15 protein-coding genes are annotated in these 16,730 nt (G+C 68.5%); 10 read left to right on the top strand and 5 right to left on the bottom strand.

The window, feature by feature from the left end:
* Nucleotides 1–190: 190 nt before the first annotated feature.
* The 9 genes from Q0C57_RS15425 to Q0C57_RS15385 all read left to right on the top strand — a co-directional run bounded on the left by Q0C57_RS15425 (nt 191) and on the right by Q0C57_RS15385 (nt 12,589).
* Complete coding sequence (locus tag Q0C57_RS15425; RefSeq protein ID WP_296577336.1) at nt 191–565, top strand: MarR family transcriptional regulator; 375 nt, start codon at nt 191–193, stop codon at nt 563–565.
* 40 nt (nt 566–605) lie between these two features.
* Entirely contained in the window at nt 606–1,958 is a 1,353-nt protein-coding gene (locus Q0C57_RS15420; RefSeq protein ID WP_296577334.1) for an MATE family efflux transporter, read from the top strand.
* Nucleotides 1,959–2,359: 401 nt separating this feature from the next.
* The gene (pal, locus tag Q0C57_RS15415; RefSeq protein ID WP_296577332.1) at nt 2,360–2,857 is read left to right on the top strand and encodes a peptidoglycan-associated lipoprotein Pal; all 498 of its coding nucleotides are present in this window, start codon (nt 2,360–2,362) and stop codon (nt 2,855–2,857) included.
* A gap of 128 nt (nt 2,858–2,985) precedes the next feature.
* Nucleotides 2,986–3,963, top strand: a complete 978-nt coding sequence (gene ybgF / locus Q0C57_RS15410) for a tol-pal system protein YbgF (protein ID WP_296577330.1) — start codon at nt 2,986–2,988, stop codon at nt 3,961–3,963.
* Nucleotides 3,950–4,993, top strand: coding sequence for a tRNA lysidine(34) synthetase TilS (tilS, locus tag Q0C57_RS15405; RefSeq protein WP_296577328.1), 1,044 nt, complete (start codon nt 3,950–3,952; stop codon nt 4,991–4,993). The genes ybgF and tilS overlap by 14 nt, the downstream gene beginning before the upstream one ends.
* Nucleotides 4,994–5,183: 190 nt before the next feature.
* On the top strand, nt 5,184–7,103 hold the full coding sequence (ftsH, locus tag Q0C57_RS15400; protein ID WP_296577326.1) for an ATP-dependent zinc metalloprotease FtsH: 1,920 nt from the start codon (nt 5,184–5,186) through the stop codon (nt 7,101–7,103).
* 193 nt (nt 7,104–7,296) lie between these two features.
* Nucleotides 7,297–8,415, top strand: coding sequence for a mandelate racemase/muconate lactonizing enzyme family protein (locus tag Q0C57_RS15395; RefSeq protein ID WP_296577324.1), 1,119 nt, complete (start codon nt 7,297–7,299; stop codon nt 8,413–8,415).
* A 195-nt stretch (nt 8,416–8,610) separates the two neighbouring features.
* Complete coding sequence (locus tag Q0C57_RS15390; RefSeq protein WP_296577445.1) at nt 8,611–11,469, top strand: EAL domain-containing protein; 2,859 nt, start codon at nt 8,611–8,613, stop codon at nt 11,467–11,469.
* A gap of 109 nt (nt 11,470–11,578) precedes the next feature.
* A complete protein-coding gene (locus Q0C57_RS15385; protein WP_296577322.1) occupies nt 11,579–12,589 on the top strand; it encodes an aldo/keto reductase in 1,011 nt (336 codons plus the stop codon).
* Nucleotides 12,590–12,594: 5 nt separating this feature from the next.
* Here the strand turns inward: Q0C57_RS15385 and Q0C57_RS15380 are convergent, their stop codons facing one another.
* The 5 genes from Q0C57_RS15380 to Q0C57_RS15360 all read right to left on the bottom strand — a co-directional run bounded on the left by Q0C57_RS15380 (nt 12,595) and on the right by Q0C57_RS15360 (nt 15,468).
* Nucleotides 12,595–12,918, bottom strand: a complete 324-nt coding sequence (locus tag Q0C57_RS15380) for a type II toxin-antitoxin system PemK/MazF family toxin (protein WP_296577321.1) — start codon at nt 12,916–12,918, stop codon at nt 12,595–12,597.
* The gene (locus tag Q0C57_RS15375) at nt 12,915–13,139 is read right to left on the bottom strand and encodes an antitoxin MazE family protein (protein ID WP_296577320.1); all 225 of its coding nucleotides are present in this window, start codon (nt 13,137–13,139) and stop codon (nt 12,915–12,917) included. The genes Q0C57_RS15380 and Q0C57_RS15375 overlap by 4 nt, the downstream gene beginning before the upstream one ends.
* Before the next feature lie 75 nt (nt 13,140–13,214).
* Complete coding sequence (locus Q0C57_RS15370) at nt 13,215–13,742, bottom strand: hypothetical protein (protein ID WP_296577318.1); 528 nt, start codon at nt 13,740–13,742, stop codon at nt 13,215–13,217.
* A gap of 76 nt (nt 13,743–13,818) precedes the next feature.
* Nucleotides 13,819–14,991 (bottom strand): GGDEF domain-containing protein, encoded by a 1,173-nt coding sequence (locus Q0C57_RS15365; RefSeq protein ID WP_296577316.1) that lies wholly within the window; start codon nt 14,989–14,991, stop codon nt 13,819–13,821.
* Nucleotides 14,992–15,177: 186 nt separating this feature from the next.
* Nucleotides 15,178–15,468 (bottom strand): hypothetical protein, encoded by a 291-nt coding sequence (locus Q0C57_RS15360; protein ID WP_296577314.1) that lies wholly within the window; start codon nt 15,466–15,468, stop codon nt 15,178–15,180.
* A 132-nt stretch (nt 15,469–15,600) separates the two neighbouring features.
* Here Q0C57_RS15360 and Q0C57_RS15355 point away from each other — a divergent pair, with 132 nt between their 5' ends.
* Nucleotides 15,601–16,329, top strand: a complete 729-nt coding sequence (locus Q0C57_RS15355) for a phosphatase PAP2 family protein (protein ID WP_296577312.1) — start codon at nt 15,601–15,603, stop codon at nt 16,327–16,329.
* Nucleotides 16,330–16,730: the final 401 nt, after the last annotated feature.

The following is a 16,730-nucleotide window of genomic DNA, read 5'->3' as shown; positions in this document are numbered from 1 at the left end:
TCATGACCAGGGTCCTCCGGGCCGTGCTCCCCGGCAGCCTAGGCGCGTAGCGCGGGTGCCGGCAAGGGGAGCGACGTCCACTGGACTTGTCTGCATATGCAGATAAAATCATGCCATGGACCCTTCGGTACCGTTCCCGCCAGTCTTGTTGCCCTGCATCTGTTCCCGCGTTCGCCGGACGTCGCGGCGGGTGTCGCAGATCTACGACCATCATCTCGAACCCTTCGGCCTCACCATCAGCCAGTTCGGAATCCTCACGCAGATTCGCATCGCCGGTTCGCCGTCGATCGGTGACCTTGCCAAGCGGATGGTGATGGACCCGACGACCCTCACCCGCAGCGTGCGGCCGCTGCAGCAGCGCGGCCTCCTCTCCCTGACGCCCGATGCGCGGGATCGGCGGACGCGTCGCCTGTCGCTGACGGCAACGGGCTTCACCGCTCTGACTGTCGCCCTGCCGGGATGGGCTGCGGCGCAGGAAGAAGTCCGCGGAGCCCTCGGGGACGCGGCCAGCGCCTCCCTGGTGTCGCAACTCGACAAGGTGCTCGTCCGGCTGTCGCCACTGTGAGCCGCGGTTCGGCCGTCTCGAACCCTGCAGGAGCGGCTTCATGAGCGTCACCCCCACGCCAGCCGGCAATCCGATCCTCACTGCGCCGATCGTCACCACGATCCTCAGACTGTCGACCCCCAACATGATGGCGATGGTGGCGACTGCCGCCGTCGCCATCGCCGAGACCGCCTATGTGGGCCTGCTCGGAACGGCGGCCCTCGCCGGCATGGCCCTCGTCTTTCCCATGGTGATGCTGCAGCAGATGATGTCGGCCGGTGCCATGGGCGGCGGCGTGTCCTCGGCGGTCAGCCGGGCCCTGGGGGCAGGGGACGTCGTCCGCGCCCGTTCGCTCGCCTATCACACGGTGCTGATCGCGCTCGCCGGCGGACTTGGCATGAGCGCGCTGTTCCTGGCGATCGGCCCGGCGCTCTACCGGCTGCTCGGTGGGCGCGGCGCCGCGCTCGAGCAGGCGCTGGTCTATTCCAACGTCATCTTCGCAGGGATTCTCGCCGTCTGGCTGTGCAACCTTCTGGCCTCGGTGGTGCGCGGCATGGGCAACATGGCAGTGCCCTCGTCCACCCTCCTGGCCGTGGCGGCCATCCAGATCGTTGTCGGCGGGGGCCTCGGTCTCGGCCTCGGTCCGCTGCCGCGGCTCGGCATGGTCGGCGTCGGGCTCGGCCAGGTGATCGCCTATGGCCTCGGCGCGCTTTGGCTGCTGCGCTATCTGCGATCCGGCAAGGGACGTTTTGTCCTGCCGCTGTCGGGCCTGCCGGTGCGCTTCGACCACGCCGCCGACATTCTCAGGGTTGGCACGGTGGCGATGCTCGCGTCGTTCCAGTCGGTCCTGACCGTGCTCATCCTGACCCGGTTGGTGGCGACATTCGGCGAGGAGGCGCTGGCGGGCTACGGCATCGGGTCGCGGCTGGAATTCCTGCTCATCCCTGTGACCTTCGCCATCGGCGTGTCGCTGGTACCGATGGTCGGCATGGCAATCGGCTCGGGCAATGCGCCGAGGGCCCGCCGCGCCGCCTGGACCGGCGGTGCCATGGCCTTCGCGATCACCGGTACCGTCGGCTTCGCCGCCTGGCTGGTACCGGAGGCCTGGGCCCGGCTCTTCACCAGTGACCCCGCCGTGATCGCCGCGGCCCGTTCCTACCTGGTCTGGGCCGGGCCTGGCTTCGGCTTCTACGGCCTCGGCCTCTGCCTCTATTTCGCGGCGCAGGGCGCCGGCCGCGTCTTCGGCCCGGTGATGGCGGGAACGGCGCGGCTCGCCGTGATCGCCATCGGCGGATGGTGGCTCGCCGCGACGGGGCAGCCGGCCTGGACGATGTTCGCGCTCGTCGGCTTTGCCATGGTCGTCTACGGGCTTGTCACGATGGCGGTGATCTGGACGACCCGCTGGGGCCGCTGAGGCTGCAATCTGCGCGATGTGGCAATTCCGCCACATCCTCAGGGCACCTGCCCGCGGGGGGCAGGCTTCTCGCCAGCGCCACCCGCCTGCCACAGTCTCGTCACGCTCCGCCGCGATGCGGGAGAGATGCCGTCGCCGGTTCCGGCGTGCGGTGTCGGCGGCCAGCGTTCATTAACGGACGGTTGACCATCCCGGCGATTGGTCGGGCGGCGAGGCGTTAAGGCCTCACCGCCCGACCAATCGCTAATAAGCCTACCAATTCAGGATCATAACCGCCGGGACGTCGCACATGGAAAGGGTTAAGGTGAGCGCGATCACTCCATGGTCATCCTGTCCGGGAAGGTTCGCTTAACCGAATTCCTGATACAGGTTTGCGCACGTTTTAGGTCAAGGAGACCATCATGCTGACCATGGCTCTCGGCCGCAATCTGAAGTTTGCAGCCATCATGGCGTTCGGCCTCGCGCTCGGCGCCTGTGCCCAGAACCCCACCACCCAAGCTGGCGCCGGCGGCGCCGGTGCGGCCACCCCGGGCAGTGCCCAGGACTTCATCGTCAATGTCGGCGACCGCGTCTTCTTCGAGACCGATTCGTCCGAACTGACGCCCCAGGCCCGCGCCACGCTCGACAAGCAGTCGGTCTGGCTGAACCAGTACAGCCGCTATTCCTTCACGATCGAGGGTCATGCGGATGAGCGCGGCACCCGCGAGTACAATATTGCGCTCGGTGCCCGCCGGGCCCAGACCGTGCGCGACTATCTCGCCGCCCGCGGCATATCCTCGGCGCGCGTGCGCACGATCTCCTACGGCAAGGAGCGCCCGGTGGCGGTCTGCAACGATATCTCCTGCTGGTCGCAGAACCGCCGGTCGGTGACGGTCCTGTCCGGCGGCGCCGGTTCCTGATCGGCTCCCCTTCGGAACGCGGAGACGGCGCACGGGACCCCCGGGCGCCGTTTTTGCTTGAAATGGGCCCAGTTCTCGCCCAATTCCCCCCATGAACTCCCGCGTGCGAAGGGCTGAGGAACGGTATGATGATCGGACGGGTGAAAAAGACCTGGTTCCGCCTGGCAGGGGGAGCGGCGGCGGCCCTCGTGCTGGCACTTGCCGCGATGCCGGCGCAGGCCCAGACCGCGGCCGACCTGATGGACCGGATCCAGCGGCTCGAATCGCAGATCCGTTCGCTCAACGGGCAGCTTGAGCAGTCGCAGTTCCGCGTCCGCCAGATGGAAGACCAGCAACGGCGGATGCAGGCGGATATCGAATTCCGTCTCAATGAACTGGAAAATGCACGCGGTGGCGCCCGTCCGGCCCAGCCGCGGCCGCAACAGCAGCCGTCGCAGCAGCAACAGCCGCCGCAGCGGCGCAGCGACGTCTTCGATCCTGCCGAACAGCAGGGTGCCGCCGGCGCGCCCCGTGACCTGGGCGCGCTGCCACCCGGTGCCAATGCCGCGCCGCCGCGGACCGTGCAGGGGAGTGCGGCCGGAGGCGGTGCGGCACCGCTCGATCTCGGCCAGCTCGCCGGTCGGGCCGCGGCCGATCCTACGCTCGAACCGCCGCAGCCGCGCTCGACCATTCCGGGGGCCGTGGCCGCGCCCGGCACCGGCGCCACGCCGCCGGTCATCGCCGCCTCGCCGCGGGACGAGTACAATGCCGCCCTCGCGCTGCTGCAGCGGCGCGACTACGAGCAGGCCGAGATCGCCTTCCGCGGCTTTCTGCAGAACCATCCCCGCGACCGGCTGGTCGGTGACGCCACCCATCAGCTCGGGGAGGCGATGTTCCAGCGCCGCCAGTTCCGCGAGGCGGCCGAACAGTTCCTCAAGGTCTCGACCGACTATCCGCGCGCTGCGCGCGCGCCGTCGAGCCTGCTGCGCCTCGGCCAGTCGTTGAACGCGCTCGGCGAGCGCGAGGCCGCCTGTGCCGCCTATGCCGAGTTCAACCGCAAGTACCCGAACGCAAACGCCTCGACCAAGACGGCCGTCGTGAACGAGCAGCGCCGTGCCAACTGCTGAGTCCGAGGCGGCAGCGCCCCTCGACGACAACGAGATCCGCGACCTTCTCGGCCCCCTTTCAACCCAGACCGCCCTGCTGCTCGCCGTCTCGGGGGGGCCCGACTCGCTGGGGATGCTTGCCGCCTTCGTGCGCTGGCGCGATCTCGGCGGCGCGGTGCCGCCGCTCACTGTCGCCTGTGTCGATCACGGCCTGCGGCCGGAAGCCGCAGCCGAAGCGGCTGCCGTGGTGCGCGCCGCCGCGGGCGTCGGCCTGCCGGCGGTGGTCCTGCGCTGGGAGGGAGATAAGCCGGCCACCGGTCTGCAGGATGCGGCGCGGGAGGCCCGCTACCGGCTGCTTGGCGCCCATGCCCGCGGTTGCGGCGCCGACGCCGTGGTTGTCGCCCATCACCTGGAGGACCAGGCCGAGACCGTGCTGATGCGGCTCGTCCGGGGATCGGGCCCGCTCGGGATGAAGGGCATGGCGGCGGCCGGCGCCCGTGACGGGACCACGGTGCTGCGTCCCTTCCTGTGGGTACCCAAGGCGCGCCTCGCCGCGACCGCCCGGGCCGCGGGTCTCACGCCTGTCGATGATCCGTCCAACGGCGACAGGCACTTCGCCCGCGTGCGAATCCGGCAGATGATGCCGCTTCTGGCGGCAGAAGGGCTCGATTCGGAGCGTCTGGCGATTTTCGCGGGCCGGATGCGTATGATCGATGCGGCGCTCGCCCAGCATGCCGCGGCGCTCGACGCGGCCTCGCGCCAGCGCAGCGTCGTGCCGGGAACGGTCGTCTTCGACGGTGCCGGCTGGCTCGACAAGCCCTTCCTCGACGTCCAGCAAGTGATAGCGGCCGTGCTGCGGGAGGTCGCTCCCAAGGGCGCGCGCGAGCGGTTGGAGGCGCTCGAGGCGTTGACCGGCGCGGTGCTCGTGGCGATTGCGGAGGGCGGCCAGACGCGCCAGACGCTCCAGGGTGCCCTTGTGACCGTGACGGCCGGCGGGCGCGTCATTGTGGCACGGGAGCCGGCACGCCAGCCGCCCCGTAGGACAGGCTAAGGAAACGGTCGACCGCGACGGGGCACGGCTCGGTCAGCGTCACGCGTCGCGCCGGCTGCTCCTTGGCAAGACCCCCTCGCGCTCCTACATTGGGTCGGTAAGGGTTATGCCGCACCACGCATGAGCATGAGCATGGCTTGCGCGCCATTCGGCGCCTCGCGCGCGGCGAAACCCTAGGGATGGACACGCGATGAACTCCAATTTCCGCAATCTCGCCCTCTGGGTGATCATCGTCTTGTTGCTGCTCGCGCTGTTCACGCTGTTCCAGAGCCCGCAGCAACGGGTGGGTTCGTCCGACCTTCCCTTCTCGCAGTTCCTCAGTGAGGCCGATGCCGGCCGCGTCCGCGACGTGACCATCCAGGGACCGGAGCTGACCGGCCACTTCACCGATGGCCGGACCTTCCAGACCTATTCGCCGCCGTTCCCCGGCCTGACGCAGCGCCTGGTCGAGAAGGGCGTGCAGGTGCAGGCCCGCGCCCCGGGCGAGCAGGTGCCGTGGTTCGTGGCGCTGCTGGCCCAGTGGTTCCCGGTCCTTCTCCTGATCGGCCTGTGGATCTTCATGTCACGCCAGATCCAGGGCGCCGGAGGCAAGGCGATGGGCTTCGGCAAGTCGAAGGCCAAGCTCCTGACTGAGGCCCACGGCCGCGTCACCTTCGAGGATGTGGCGGGCATCGACGAGGCCAAGCAGGACCTGCAGGAGATCGTCGAGTTCCTGCGCGATCCGCAGAAGTTCCAGCGGCTCGGCGGCCGCATTCCGCGCGGCGTGCTGCTGGTCGGCCCGCCGGGCACGGGTAAGACCCTCACCGCCAAGGCGGTGGCGGGCGAAGCCAACGTGCCGTTCTTCACCATCTCCGGTTCGGACTTCGTCGAGATGTTCGTCGGCGTCGGCGCGAGCCGCGTCCGTGACATGTTCGAGCAGGCCAAGAAGAACGCGCCCTGCATCATCTTCATCGATGAGATCGACGCCGTCGGCCGCCATCGCGGCGCCGGCCTCGGCGGTGGCAATGACGAGCGGGAACAGACGCTCAACCAGTTGCTCGTCGAGATGGACGGCTTCGAGCCGAACGAGGGCATCATCATCATCGCGGCGACCAACCGCCCCGACGTGCTTGACCCGGCGCTGCTGCGTCCCGGCCGTTTCGACCGGCAGATTGTCGTCCCCAATCCGGACGTCAACGGCCGCGAGAAGATCCTGAAGGTTCATGCCCGCAAGGTGCCGCTGGCGCCGGACGTCGACCTGAAGATCATCGCCCGCGGCACGCCCGGCTTCTCCGGCGCCGACCTGATGAACCTCGTCAACGAGGGTGCCCTGCTGGCCGCTCGCCGCGGCAAGCGCATGGTCACCATGGCGGATCTGGAGGATGCCAAGGACAAGGTCATGATGGGCGCCGAGCGCCGGTCGATGGCGATGTCCGAGGAAGAGAAGAAGCTGACCGCCTATCACGAGGCCGGCCACGCCATCGTCGGCCTCAAGGTGCCGGCCGGCATGCCGGTGCACAAGGCGACGATCATCCCGCGCGGCCGTGCGCTCGGCATGGTCAAGTTCCTGCCCGAGGGCGACCGCTACTCGATGAAGTACAAGGAATACACCTCGCATCTCGCGGTCGCCATGGGCGGACGCGTGGCCGAGGAGCTAACCTTCGGCAAGGAAAACGTCACCTCCGGCGCCGTCGGCGACATCGACCAGGCGACCAAGATGGCGCGCGCCATGGTGACCCGCATGGGCTTCTCCGAGGAACTCGGCATGGTGGCCTATGGCGACAACCAGGAAGAGGTCTTCCTGGGCATGTCGATGGGTCGTCAGCAGAACATCTCCGAATCGACGGCCCAGAAGATCGACAAGGAAGTGAAGCGGCTCGTGCAGGAGGGTTACGAGGAGGCCAAGCGCATCCTCACCGAGAACCACGAGCAGTTCATCAAGGTCGCCGAGGCGCTGCTCGAATACGAGACGCTCTCCGGCGACGAGATCAAGGACCTGCTCGCCGGCAAGCCGCCGGTCCGAGACGCGGAGCCGGACAAGAACCAGACTCGCCATTCCGCCGTGCCTTCGGCCGGCAAGGGCCGCCGCCCGGCCAATGACGACGGGCTGGAGCCGCAGCCGCAGGCCTAAGGCCTTCGCACGGATCTGAACTGATGAAGGCGGGCAGCGATGCCCGCCTTCGTCGTTTCCGGGGTAGGCCACTCGTCGGGCGCTGGACTTCAAGGGCGCGATCGGAGGCCGAGTGGCCGGCACCTCCCCCCTCCGGCCGGCTTGAGCTTGGCGCCACCGCCACCCACACTGCCGCTCTCAACCGGGGCAGCCCATGACCATCACGCGCATCGAGCCCTTCATCCTGCACGTGCCGGTGACGGGCTCGTCGATCTCCGATTCGACCCATACGCTGTCCCACTGGGGCGTGGTCGGGTGCCGCATCCACACCCGGGACGGCCGCGTCGGCACCGGCTTCACGGGCACCCATGCCGACCTCGCCGGCGATCGCCTGATCGCCCGCTGCATCGGCACGTCCATCGCCGACCTCCTGGTGGGCGAGGACGAGCGCGACGTCACCCGGCTCTGGCAGAAAGTCGCGCGCCACCCGCCGCTGCAGTGGATCGGTCGCGCCGGCATCGCCCATCTCGCCCTCGGCGCCGTCGACGTGGCGCTCTGGGATCTCAAGGCCAGGGCCGCCGACATGCCGCTCTGGCGCCTGCTGGGCGGGGCCACATGCGAGCGACTGACCGCCTACAACACGGATATCGGCTGGCTTTCGCTCTCCGACGAGGACCTGCTCGCCGGGGCCCGCCGCGCCGTCGAGGAGGAGGGTTTCCGCGGCATCAAGGTCAAGGTCGGCTCGGACGAGGTCGGCCGCGACATCGACCGTCTCGCCGCCGTCCGCCGGGCCCTGGGCGGCCGCATCACTATTGCCACCGACGCCAATGGCCGCTGGGACCTGGCCACCTGCCTGCGCTTCACGCGGCGCGCCGCCGGCCTCGATCTCCTGTGGTTCGAGGAGCCGCTCTGGTACGACGACGTGGAGGGGCACGTGCGGCTGGCGGCTGACGGCGGCATTCCCGTGGCGCTGGGCGAGCAGCTCTATTCGGCGGAGGCCTTCTTCGACTTCATCCGCCGCGGCGCCATGCACTACGTTCAGCCGGACGTGGCGCGGCTGGCCGGCATCACCGAATATATCCGGGTCGCCGAGACCGCCCACGTTGCGAGACTGCCCGTCGTCGCCCATGCCGGCGATATGGGACAGGTCCATGCGCACCTGTCCTTCTGGCATCCGGCGACACAGTTCTTCGAGTATATTCCGTGGATCGCCGCCTGTTTTGAGGAGCCCGTGACCGTGCGGCACGGCGATCTCCTGCGGCCCGAAGCGCCGGGGGCTGGAACGGCCATCCGGCCGGAGGCCTTCGAGCGCCACGCGAAAACGCTGGACTAGCCGCCAAAACGTTATTCGAACGCTTGCTCCGCGCCGCGTCACCCGGCTAAGTCAGGGCTCGTGCATGTGAACGGGCGCCGCATTGGCGCCACAAGCGGGGCTCATGGCGTGACGCCTGTTCAAAAACCAGTGGTCACGACAAAGCCCCGTCCATCTCCCGTGAGCAAAACCCTCGCCCCTGTCCGCGCGCTCCTGGTGGCGCTGGTCTTCGCCTGCGGCCTGCCGTTCGCCGCAGGCGGGGCGCTGGCCGCCGAGTCCGTGGCCGTCACCGCGGGGTCGCCAGCGATCAATCTCGGCCGGGCCGTGACCTTTGTGCCGGGCGAGGGCGACCGCGTTTCGGTTCCGACGGCGCCGGGCAGCGACGGCATCGTCCGCCGCATGGAGGTCCGCCAGACTCGCACCGATTCGAGCGCAGTCTGGGCGGTGTTCACCCTCGCCAACGCCACCGACGAGCAGGTCGACCGGCTGATTGTCGTGCCGCATTACCGGCTGATCCGGTCCGGGCTCCTGCGGCCCGATCTCGGTGCCCAGCGGCTGGTGTCACTGACGCCGAGCCAGGGCTTCCGCCCCGAGCGGCAGACGGAAGTCGACCAGGACGTCTTCCTCATCACTCTCGATCCGGGAACGACGGTGACCTTCGTCGCCGAACTCCACGATCCCCGCATTCCGCAGATCACGCTGTGGCAGCCGGACGCCTTCAAGGAGCGCGAGAACTCCTTCACCCTCTATCGCGGCATCATTCTCGGGATATCCGGGCTGCTGGCGCTGTTCCTGACGATCCTTTTCGTCGTCAAGGGCTCGCTGATGTTCCCGGCCGCGGCCCTGCTCGCCTGGGCGGTGCTGGGCACGCTGGCGCTCGATTTCGGCTTCTGGACGCGGGTCATGGAACTGGGGCCGGCGGCGGTGGCCTTCTGGCGCGCGGTCGCGGAAGCGATCCTCTCCGCCACGCTGATGATCTTCCTTTTCGCCTATCTCGACCTCAACCGCTGGCATGTGCGCTACACGGTGCTGATGGCGGTGTGGCTCGCCTTCGCCGGCGGCATGGTGACGGTGGCCTGGTTCGATCCACCGATCGCCGCCGGCATCGCCCGGCTCGGCATCGGGGCGGTGACGATCCTCGGCACGATCATCCTCGTTTACCTGTCCTTCCTGCGCTACGACCGTGCCATCAACCTGCTGCCGACATGGGCCTTGTTCATGGTCTGGTCGGGCGCGGCGCTCCTGATGGTCTCCGGCCGCCTCAACAACGAGATCGCCGCGCCCGCCCTGCTCGGCGCGCTGGTCCTCCTCGTCATGCTGATCGGCTTCACCGTGATGCAGCACGCCTTTTCCGGTGCCGGCGTGCCGCGGGGCCTGGTCTCGGATACGGAGCGCAAGGCGCTGGCGCTCACCGGGGCCGGCGACATCATTTTCGACTGGGACGTCGGAACCAACCGCATCTGGGTCGGGCCGGAACTGGAGACGCAGCTCGGTCTGAAACGCGGGTCGCTGGAGGGCGCCGCCACCAAATTCGTCGAGGCGCTGCACCCCGCCGATCGCGACCGGATCCGCTCGACCCTCGATACGGTGGTGGAGCATCGCCGCGGCCGGCTGGTGGAGGAATTCCGCCTGCGCTCCGCCGACGGGCATTTCGTCTGGATCATGCTGCGCGCCCGTCCGGTGGTCGGCTCCGACGGCGAGGTGGTGCGCCTCGTCGGCACGCTCGCCGACATCACCGAATTCAAGGCGTCGGAAGAGCGGCTGCTGCACGACGCCGTCCATGACAATCTCACCGGCCTGCCCAACCGGGAGCTCTTCCTCGACCGGCTCGATGCCGCGCTGATGAGCAGCCACGGTGATGAGCCGCGCCGCCCGACCGTGCTCGTCCTCGACATCGACCGGTTCAAGCAGGTCAACGATTCCGTCGGGATCTCCGTCGGCGATTCGATCCTCCTCACCGTGTCGCGGCGCCTTGCCCGTCTGTTGAAACCCCAGGACACGCTGGCGCGACTCAACGGCGACCAGTTCGGCATCATCCTCGTCTCCGAACGCACGCCCGAGCGCATCACCGGATTCGCCGAGACCATCCGCAAGGCGCTGCGCGCGCCCATCGCCTTCAGCGAGCGTGAGATCTTCCTCACCGGCTCCATCGGCATCGCGCTCGCGGACGGCACGCAGCGGAAGCGCGATGACCTGCTGAAGGATGCCGAACTCGCCTCCTACCATGCGAAACGTCTCGGCGGTGACCGTATCGAAGTGTTCAAGCCGGCCCTGCGCGCTCACAAGAGCGACCGCCTGGCGCTGGAGAGCGACCTCAGGCGGGCGCTGGAGCGCGGCGAGATTGCCATCGTCTACCAGCCGGTCGTGCGCCTCGCCGACCGCACGCTGGCCGGGTTCGAGGCGCTGGTGCGCTGGGACCATCCGCGCCTCGGCCGCCTGCCGCCGGCCGATTTCATCGCCATCGCCGAGGAGACCGGCCTCATCGTCGAACTCGGGCTCTTTGTCATGGACCGGGCGGCGCGCCAGCTCGCCAACTGGCAGCAGCTCATGCCGCTGGAGCCGCCGCTCTTCACCGCCGTCAACGTCTCGAGCCGGCAATTGCTGCGCCATGACCTGCTGCAGGACCTCAAGGGCGTGCTCGCGCGCTCGACCGTGGCGCGCGGCTCTCTGAAGCTCGAACTGACCGAGAGCCTGGTCATGGAGAATCCCGAATATGCGGCGCAGATGCTGCACCGGATCCGCGAGCTCGGCGCCGGCCTGTCGCTCGACGATTTCGGCACCGGCTATTCCTCCCTCGCCTATCTGCAGCGCTTTCCCTTTGACACGATCAAGATCGACAAGAGCTTCGTGCGCGCCGACCAGCGCGGTATCCGGCCGGTGATCCTGCGCACCATCATCGCGCTCGGCCAGGATCTCGGCATGGAGGTTGTGGCGGAAGGGGCGGAGAGCGACGCCGACGCCGTGGAGCTGTTCCAGCTCGGCTGCGACTATGCGCAGGGCTTCGCCTTCGGTGAGCCGATGACCGCCGATCAGGCGACGAAGCTCCTGAAGGCGGCGCTGGCCCAGGCGGCGTGAGGGCCGAAAGGTCCTGCGGCGTTTCGCGGGGCCTCGCATGCAGGGGCGGTGGTTTCCTTTTGCCTGTGGTGGCGGCCTACTGTGCATCAGCCCAAACAGGAAACGCCCCATGACCTCGCGCAATCTCGGCCGCTCCGGCCTCAAGGTCTCGCCGATCTGTCTCGGCACCATGATGTTCGGCGGGCCGACGGACGAAAAGGATTCCGTTCGCATCATCGCCCGGGCCAAGGAGGCGGGTGTCAATTTCATCGATACGGCCGATGTCTATACCGAGGGCCGCTCGGAGGAGATCACCGGCCGCGCCATCAAGGCTGACCGTTCGCACTGGGTGCTGGCGACGAAGCTCGCCAACCCGACAGGACCCGGCCCCAACGACCGCGGCCTGTCGCGGCTCTACATGATGCGGGCGGTGGAGGCCTCGCTGAAGCGGCTCGGCACCGACGTCATCGACATCTACTACCTGCACAAGGAGGATCATTCGACGCCGCTGGAGGAAACCGTGCGGGCCATGGGCGACCTGATCCGGCAGGGCAAGATCCGCCACTACGGCGTCTCCAACCACCGCTCCTGGCGGATCGCCGAGATCTGCAACCTCGCCGACCGCATGGGCATCGACCGCCCCGTCGTCAGCCAGCCCTATTACAACGCCATGAACCGGATGCCCGAGGTGGAGCACCTGCCGGCCTGCGGCTTCTACGGCCTCGGCGTGGTGCCCTATTCGCCGCTCGCCCGCGGCATTCTCTCGGGCAAGTACGACCCCAAGGCACCGCCGCCCGAGGGCTCGCGCGCCGGGCGCGCCGATGCCCGCATGCTGCAGACGGAATGGCGCAAGGAATCGCTCGTCATCGCCCAGAAGCTGAAGGCCCATGCGGAGAAGCGCGGCATCACGCCGGGCCAGTTCGCCACCGCCTGGGTGCTGAACAATGCCTTCGTGACCGCCGCCATCGCCGGGCCGCGCACCATGGAGCAGTTCGAGGATTATCTCGGCGCGCCGGGATACGGGTTCACGAAGGCCGACGAGGCGCTGGTCGACCGGCTGGTGCCGGCGGGGCACCCCTCGACGCCCGGCTATACGGACCCGGCCTATCCGCTGGAGGGACGGGTGGCGCGGAGCGGGTGAGGGGTTCAGGCGAGGCCGAGGAAGACGGCGAGGGATCGGTTCACTGCTAGCAGCGTCTCGTCGTCCACACGTCCGAAGACCACTCCGAGCCGCTCCCGCCTGATTGTCATCGCCTTGTCGATCATGATCTGGGACGTCCGCGCGAGTCGGTTCGCAGCGTCGGGTTTGACGGTGACACGCAGGAGAGGTGCATCGACGAGAGTGGAAGAGACGAGGAGAACCGTCGCCGTCGCGACAGCATCGAATGCATCCGCCTGGATGACCAGAGCCGGCCGCGGTTTGCCAAAATCTCCAGCCAGCGCGACCGTCACCAGGTCACCGCGTCTCACTGTGCCCCCCGGTCCTCAAGGTCGGCAAGTGCCGCATCGAGGAACTCGTTCAACTGATGGTCGATTCCATCCGCCGCGGCGACCAGGGCGGCCTGGCGTCGGCACTCTGCGACAAAGTCTGGGCGGCGCGTGTCAGGGACCCAGATTTGAACCGGACGCAGACCTGCTGCGCGCATCGCGTCTCTGTGCTTGCGAACCCTCAAGCTGGTTGGTGTCACCACAGAGGTCCTTGTCAAGGTTGTTACATGTAACAATATGAGGCACGATGCCGTCCTGTCAACGGCGGGTGAGAGCCTCTAGCGCACCCCCGCGCTCACTCCGCAGCCCACCGGCGCCGTCTCGGGCGGCGGGCGGCGCTCCAGCCGGAAGGTGGTGCAGCCCTCGGCCTGGGTCACGCGGCCGGCGAGGACCGCCCCCGCACTGTCCAGCGTGCCGGTCAGCCCCACGGTCTCGTAGTCGCGCGGACGGACGATCCAGCGGCCACCGGCCAGCGTCAGGCGGCGGGTCGCCGGGTCATAGCGGCCGGTCTGGCTGAAACAGCCGGAGGGGACAGCGGGATTGCTCGGGTCGGCATAGAAATGGAACGTCGCCCGCACCTTCTCGGGGCTCGCCTCGTCAATGGTCAGCGTCAGGCCGGTGCGCCCCTGCAGGCAGGTATAGGTGCCGGTCCAGGTGCCGGTGATGTCGGCGGGCTGCCCGTCGGCCTGCTGCCCATTCGCGCCGGGCGGCGTATCGGCGCCGGTCTTGCCCTTGGTCTGGGCCAGCGCGTCCAAAGGGCCGGCGATCAGGCCGAGGCAGGCGAGGGCGAGGATGATCGGGCGCATCGCAACTCCGCAGGCTTGCCGGGTGGCCGGGGCTCGCACCGAGTTCGCCGCGATCGGTGCGCGCGGTCAAGCCCCGTCAGCCGGCCAGACGCATGCCGTCCTCGCGGGCGACGACGCGGTTGCGGCCGGTGCGCTTGGCCTCGTAGAGGCAGGCGTCGGCGCGGTCGATGAGGTGGTCGAGGTCGGCCCTGCCGCCGGCAATGGCCGAGATACCGATGCTGATGGAGACGTGAACCGTCTCGCCCGCGGCATGGATGGCGAGGCCGGCGATGCGGGCGCGCAGGCCCTCGGCGATGACAGCGGCGGATTGCAGGGTGGTGTTGGGAAGGAGGGCGGCGAATTCCTCGCCACCGATGCGTCCGAACGTGTCGGTGGGGCGCAGATGGGCGCGGATGGTCTCAGCCACCTTGACGAGGACCGCATCCCCGCCGGCATGGCCGACCGAGTCGTTGATGGACTTGAAGCGGTCGACGTCGATGACGAGCATGCACGCGGGCCAGTGGTCGCTCTCGCGCACCAGCCTGTCGGCCCGGTCCATGAAGGCTCGGCGGTTCGGCTGGCCGGTCAGAACGTCGGTCTCAGCGGCGCGGCGGTACCGTTCCTCGGCGCGGTCCTTGATCAGGGAGAGCTGCAGGAAGGAAATCAGCGTCACATGGACGAGGGATTCCACCATGATCAGCGTCACCAGCGGCGATGCGTTGATCTCGTTGGAGGCGGGAACCGTCGAGATCAGGGGCGGGATCATGCGGATGGTAAAGACGCAGCCATGGACCGTGAGCCAGAAAGCGGCGGGCTTGCGGGTGACGAGATGCTCGCCCTTCAATGTCCACAGCGCCGCGGCCGCTGCGAAAGAGGCGGCCGCGATGAAGCCGGAATTGACGATCAGCCGCCACTCGACACTCGAGATGAAGGCGGGCCAGAAGCTGAGTGCGAGCCACAGGACGGCCGGCGCCGCGACCAAGGCCCAGGCGATCTTGCGGCGGCAGAAGTCCATCGTGCCCTTGGCATTGAGACTGTAGGACAGGATAATCAGGGCATTGCCGATGACGACGGTGATCAGGTCCGGCACGAAGCCGCGCAGCGACACCATGGCCGTGCCGATGCCGCCCAGGATATTGGCGATACCCCAGGTCACCAAGCTACGGCTGTCGCCGTTCTGGCGCGACGACACCAAGAGCAGCGCCCCCGTCGTCAAGGCGATGATGACAATCGCCAAGGCAATGGTGCGAGGGCTGAGAAACTCGTGCACGGATGATCCTCGGGCGGCCACGGGTGAATGAGAGTGGTGCATCCGCCGGATGGGTTCAGATTGGCCCGGAATCCTTTGCGCCTTCGTTAAACCTTCGGGCCGATGGCGAGCGATCGACGCAGAAAGAAACGGGCTGGCCGAGGGGGCAGCCAGCCCGTCCTTCGCCGGCCTCTCCGTGTGGCTGGTTCAGTACCAGCGACACACGCGGAAGCCGCGACGGTTGATGAAACAGCGCCGGCGACGGCGGATCCACCGGCGCCGGCGACGGACCCAGGGGGGCGGACGGCGCCAGCGGCGACGCTGCATCTCCGCGGGCGCCGCGGCTTCCGCCGCGTCCTGCCGGAGCACCGACCTGACAGCGGCAAGGTGCGGACCTTCGGTCGACATGGCTGATGCAGCGCCGGCGAAACCGACGCTGGTGGTGGCGGTGACGGTGAGACCACCAACAAGGCCCATCAGGAAAACCCTGCGTTCCATCGCGCTTCCTCCGTGGTTGACTGGGGACCCCGCAGGTCAACACGGCGCCCGGCGATCGGTTCCTTCGGCGGTCGCCGATTTGTCGAACGGGCCGCCCTTGACGCTGCACCGCGCCGGCCCCACGACACGGCGATGACCAACCTCGCATCCCGGTTCGGCTCGCGCTTCTTCCGCCTGCTGCGGGACGAGATTGGACTCGTCATCGCCCTTGTGGTGATTGCCGGCGGGATCCTCGCCTTCCTTCGGCTGGCGGATGTCGTCGGTGAAGGGGAGAGTCAAGCCTTCGACAGGGCCCTGCTGCTGCTTTTTCGCGATCCTGCCAACCTCGCCCAGGGACCTGGGCCCGGCTGGCTGCCGGGAGTCATGCGGGACATCACCGCGCTCGGCGGGTTCGCTGTGCTTACCCTCATCGTCGTGGTGACGGCGGTCTATCTCGTGCTCGTCGGCAAGCGGGCGTCGGCGCTGTTCGTGGTGCTGGCTGTGATGGGCGGCACGCTGCTCAGCCACGGTTTGAAGATGTTCTTCGACCGGCCGCGCCCGGACCTCATCCCCCAGGCGCCGGTGGAACTTACCGCCAGCTTCCCAAGTGGCCATGCCATGATCTCGGCCGTGACCTATCTGACGCTCGGGGTGCTGCTGACGCGCCTCGACGCGCCGCGCCGTGTTCACGCCTATTTCCTGACCGTGGCGGTGTTGATGACGGTGATGATCGGCATCAGCCGCATCTATCTGGGCGTCCACTGGCCCACTGACGTCCTCGCCGGATGGTGCCTCGGCGCCGCGTGGGCCCTGTTCTGCTGGCTCGTAGCGCTCTGGCTGCAGCGGCGCGGGCAGATGGACAGGGCGAAAGATCGGGCGTGAGCGCCGGCCGAGGGGCGTCGGGCAGACAGGCTGACTGTCTGCAGCGGCGAATGGTAGGGCGCGCGCCTTTACACCGAGGACGTACCCGCCCGTTCACGGGTCGCCGATTTTGTGGCCGCGACAACCTGGTCCGGCTGGGTCTCGACGGCCTATGGGCGCCGAGGAGAAAGCCCGGCGCGAGGCCGGGCTTCCTGTTGCCAGGCGTGCTATCCTGGGAGCCTTTACCAGGCCGGACGGCGACAGACCCGCTCACCCCAGCGGTTGATAAAGCACCGGCGCGGCGGACCACCCCAGCCAGGGCCGCCCCAGCCCGGGCCGCCCCAGCCTCGGCGATAACCGCGGCCGGGCCTGAACCCGCCGCCACGGAACCCGCCGCGGAACCCGCCGCCGCCGCCGCGGAA

The sequence above is a fragment of the Phreatobacter sp. genome, assembly GCF_022843985.1.
Classification (GTDB): Bacteria; Pseudomonadota; Alphaproteobacteria; order Rhizobiales; family Phreatobacteraceae; genus Phreatobacter.
Note: the sequence above shows the minus strand (reverse complement) of the source record. Positions and strands in the feature narration are given on the sequence as shown.

What these genes read in the sequence shown, in the direction of transcription:
- Q0C57_RS15420 (WP_296577334.1), top strand. Translation starts at nt 606, where the DNA reads ATGAGCGTCACCCCCACGCCAGCCGGCAATCCGATCCTCACTGCGCCG.
- pal (WP_296577332.1), top strand. Translation starts at nt 2,360, where the DNA reads ATGCTGACCATGGCTCTCGGCCGCAATCTGAAGTTTGCAGCCATCATG.
- Q0C57_RS15360 (WP_296577314.1), bottom strand. Translation starts at nt 15,468, where the DNA reads ATGGAACGCAGGGTTTTCCTGATGGGCCTTGTTGGTGGTCTCACCGTC.
- Q0C57_RS15355 (WP_296577312.1), top strand. Translation starts at nt 15,601, where the DNA reads ATGACCAACCTCGCATCCCGGTTCGGCTCGCGCTTCTTCCGCCTGCTG.
- Q0C57_RS15395 (WP_296577324.1), top strand. Translation starts at nt 7,297, where the DNA reads ATGACCATCACGCGCATCGAGCCCTTCATCCTGCACGTGCCGGTGACG.
- ftsH (WP_296577326.1), top strand. Translation starts at nt 5,184, where the DNA reads ATGAACTCCAATTTCCGCAATCTCGCCCTCTGGGTGATCATCGTCTTG.
- ybgF (WP_296577330.1), top strand. Translation starts at nt 2,986, where the DNA reads ATGATCGGACGGGTGAAAAAGACCTGGTTCCGCCTGGCAGGGGGAGCG.
- Q0C57_RS15385 (WP_296577322.1), top strand. Translation starts at nt 11,579, where the DNA reads ATGACCTCGCGCAATCTCGGCCGCTCCGGCCTCAAGGTCTCGCCGATC.
- Q0C57_RS15370 (WP_296577318.1), bottom strand. Translation starts at nt 13,742, where the DNA reads ATGCGCCCGATCATCCTCGCCCTCGCCTGCCTCGGCCTGATCGCCGGC.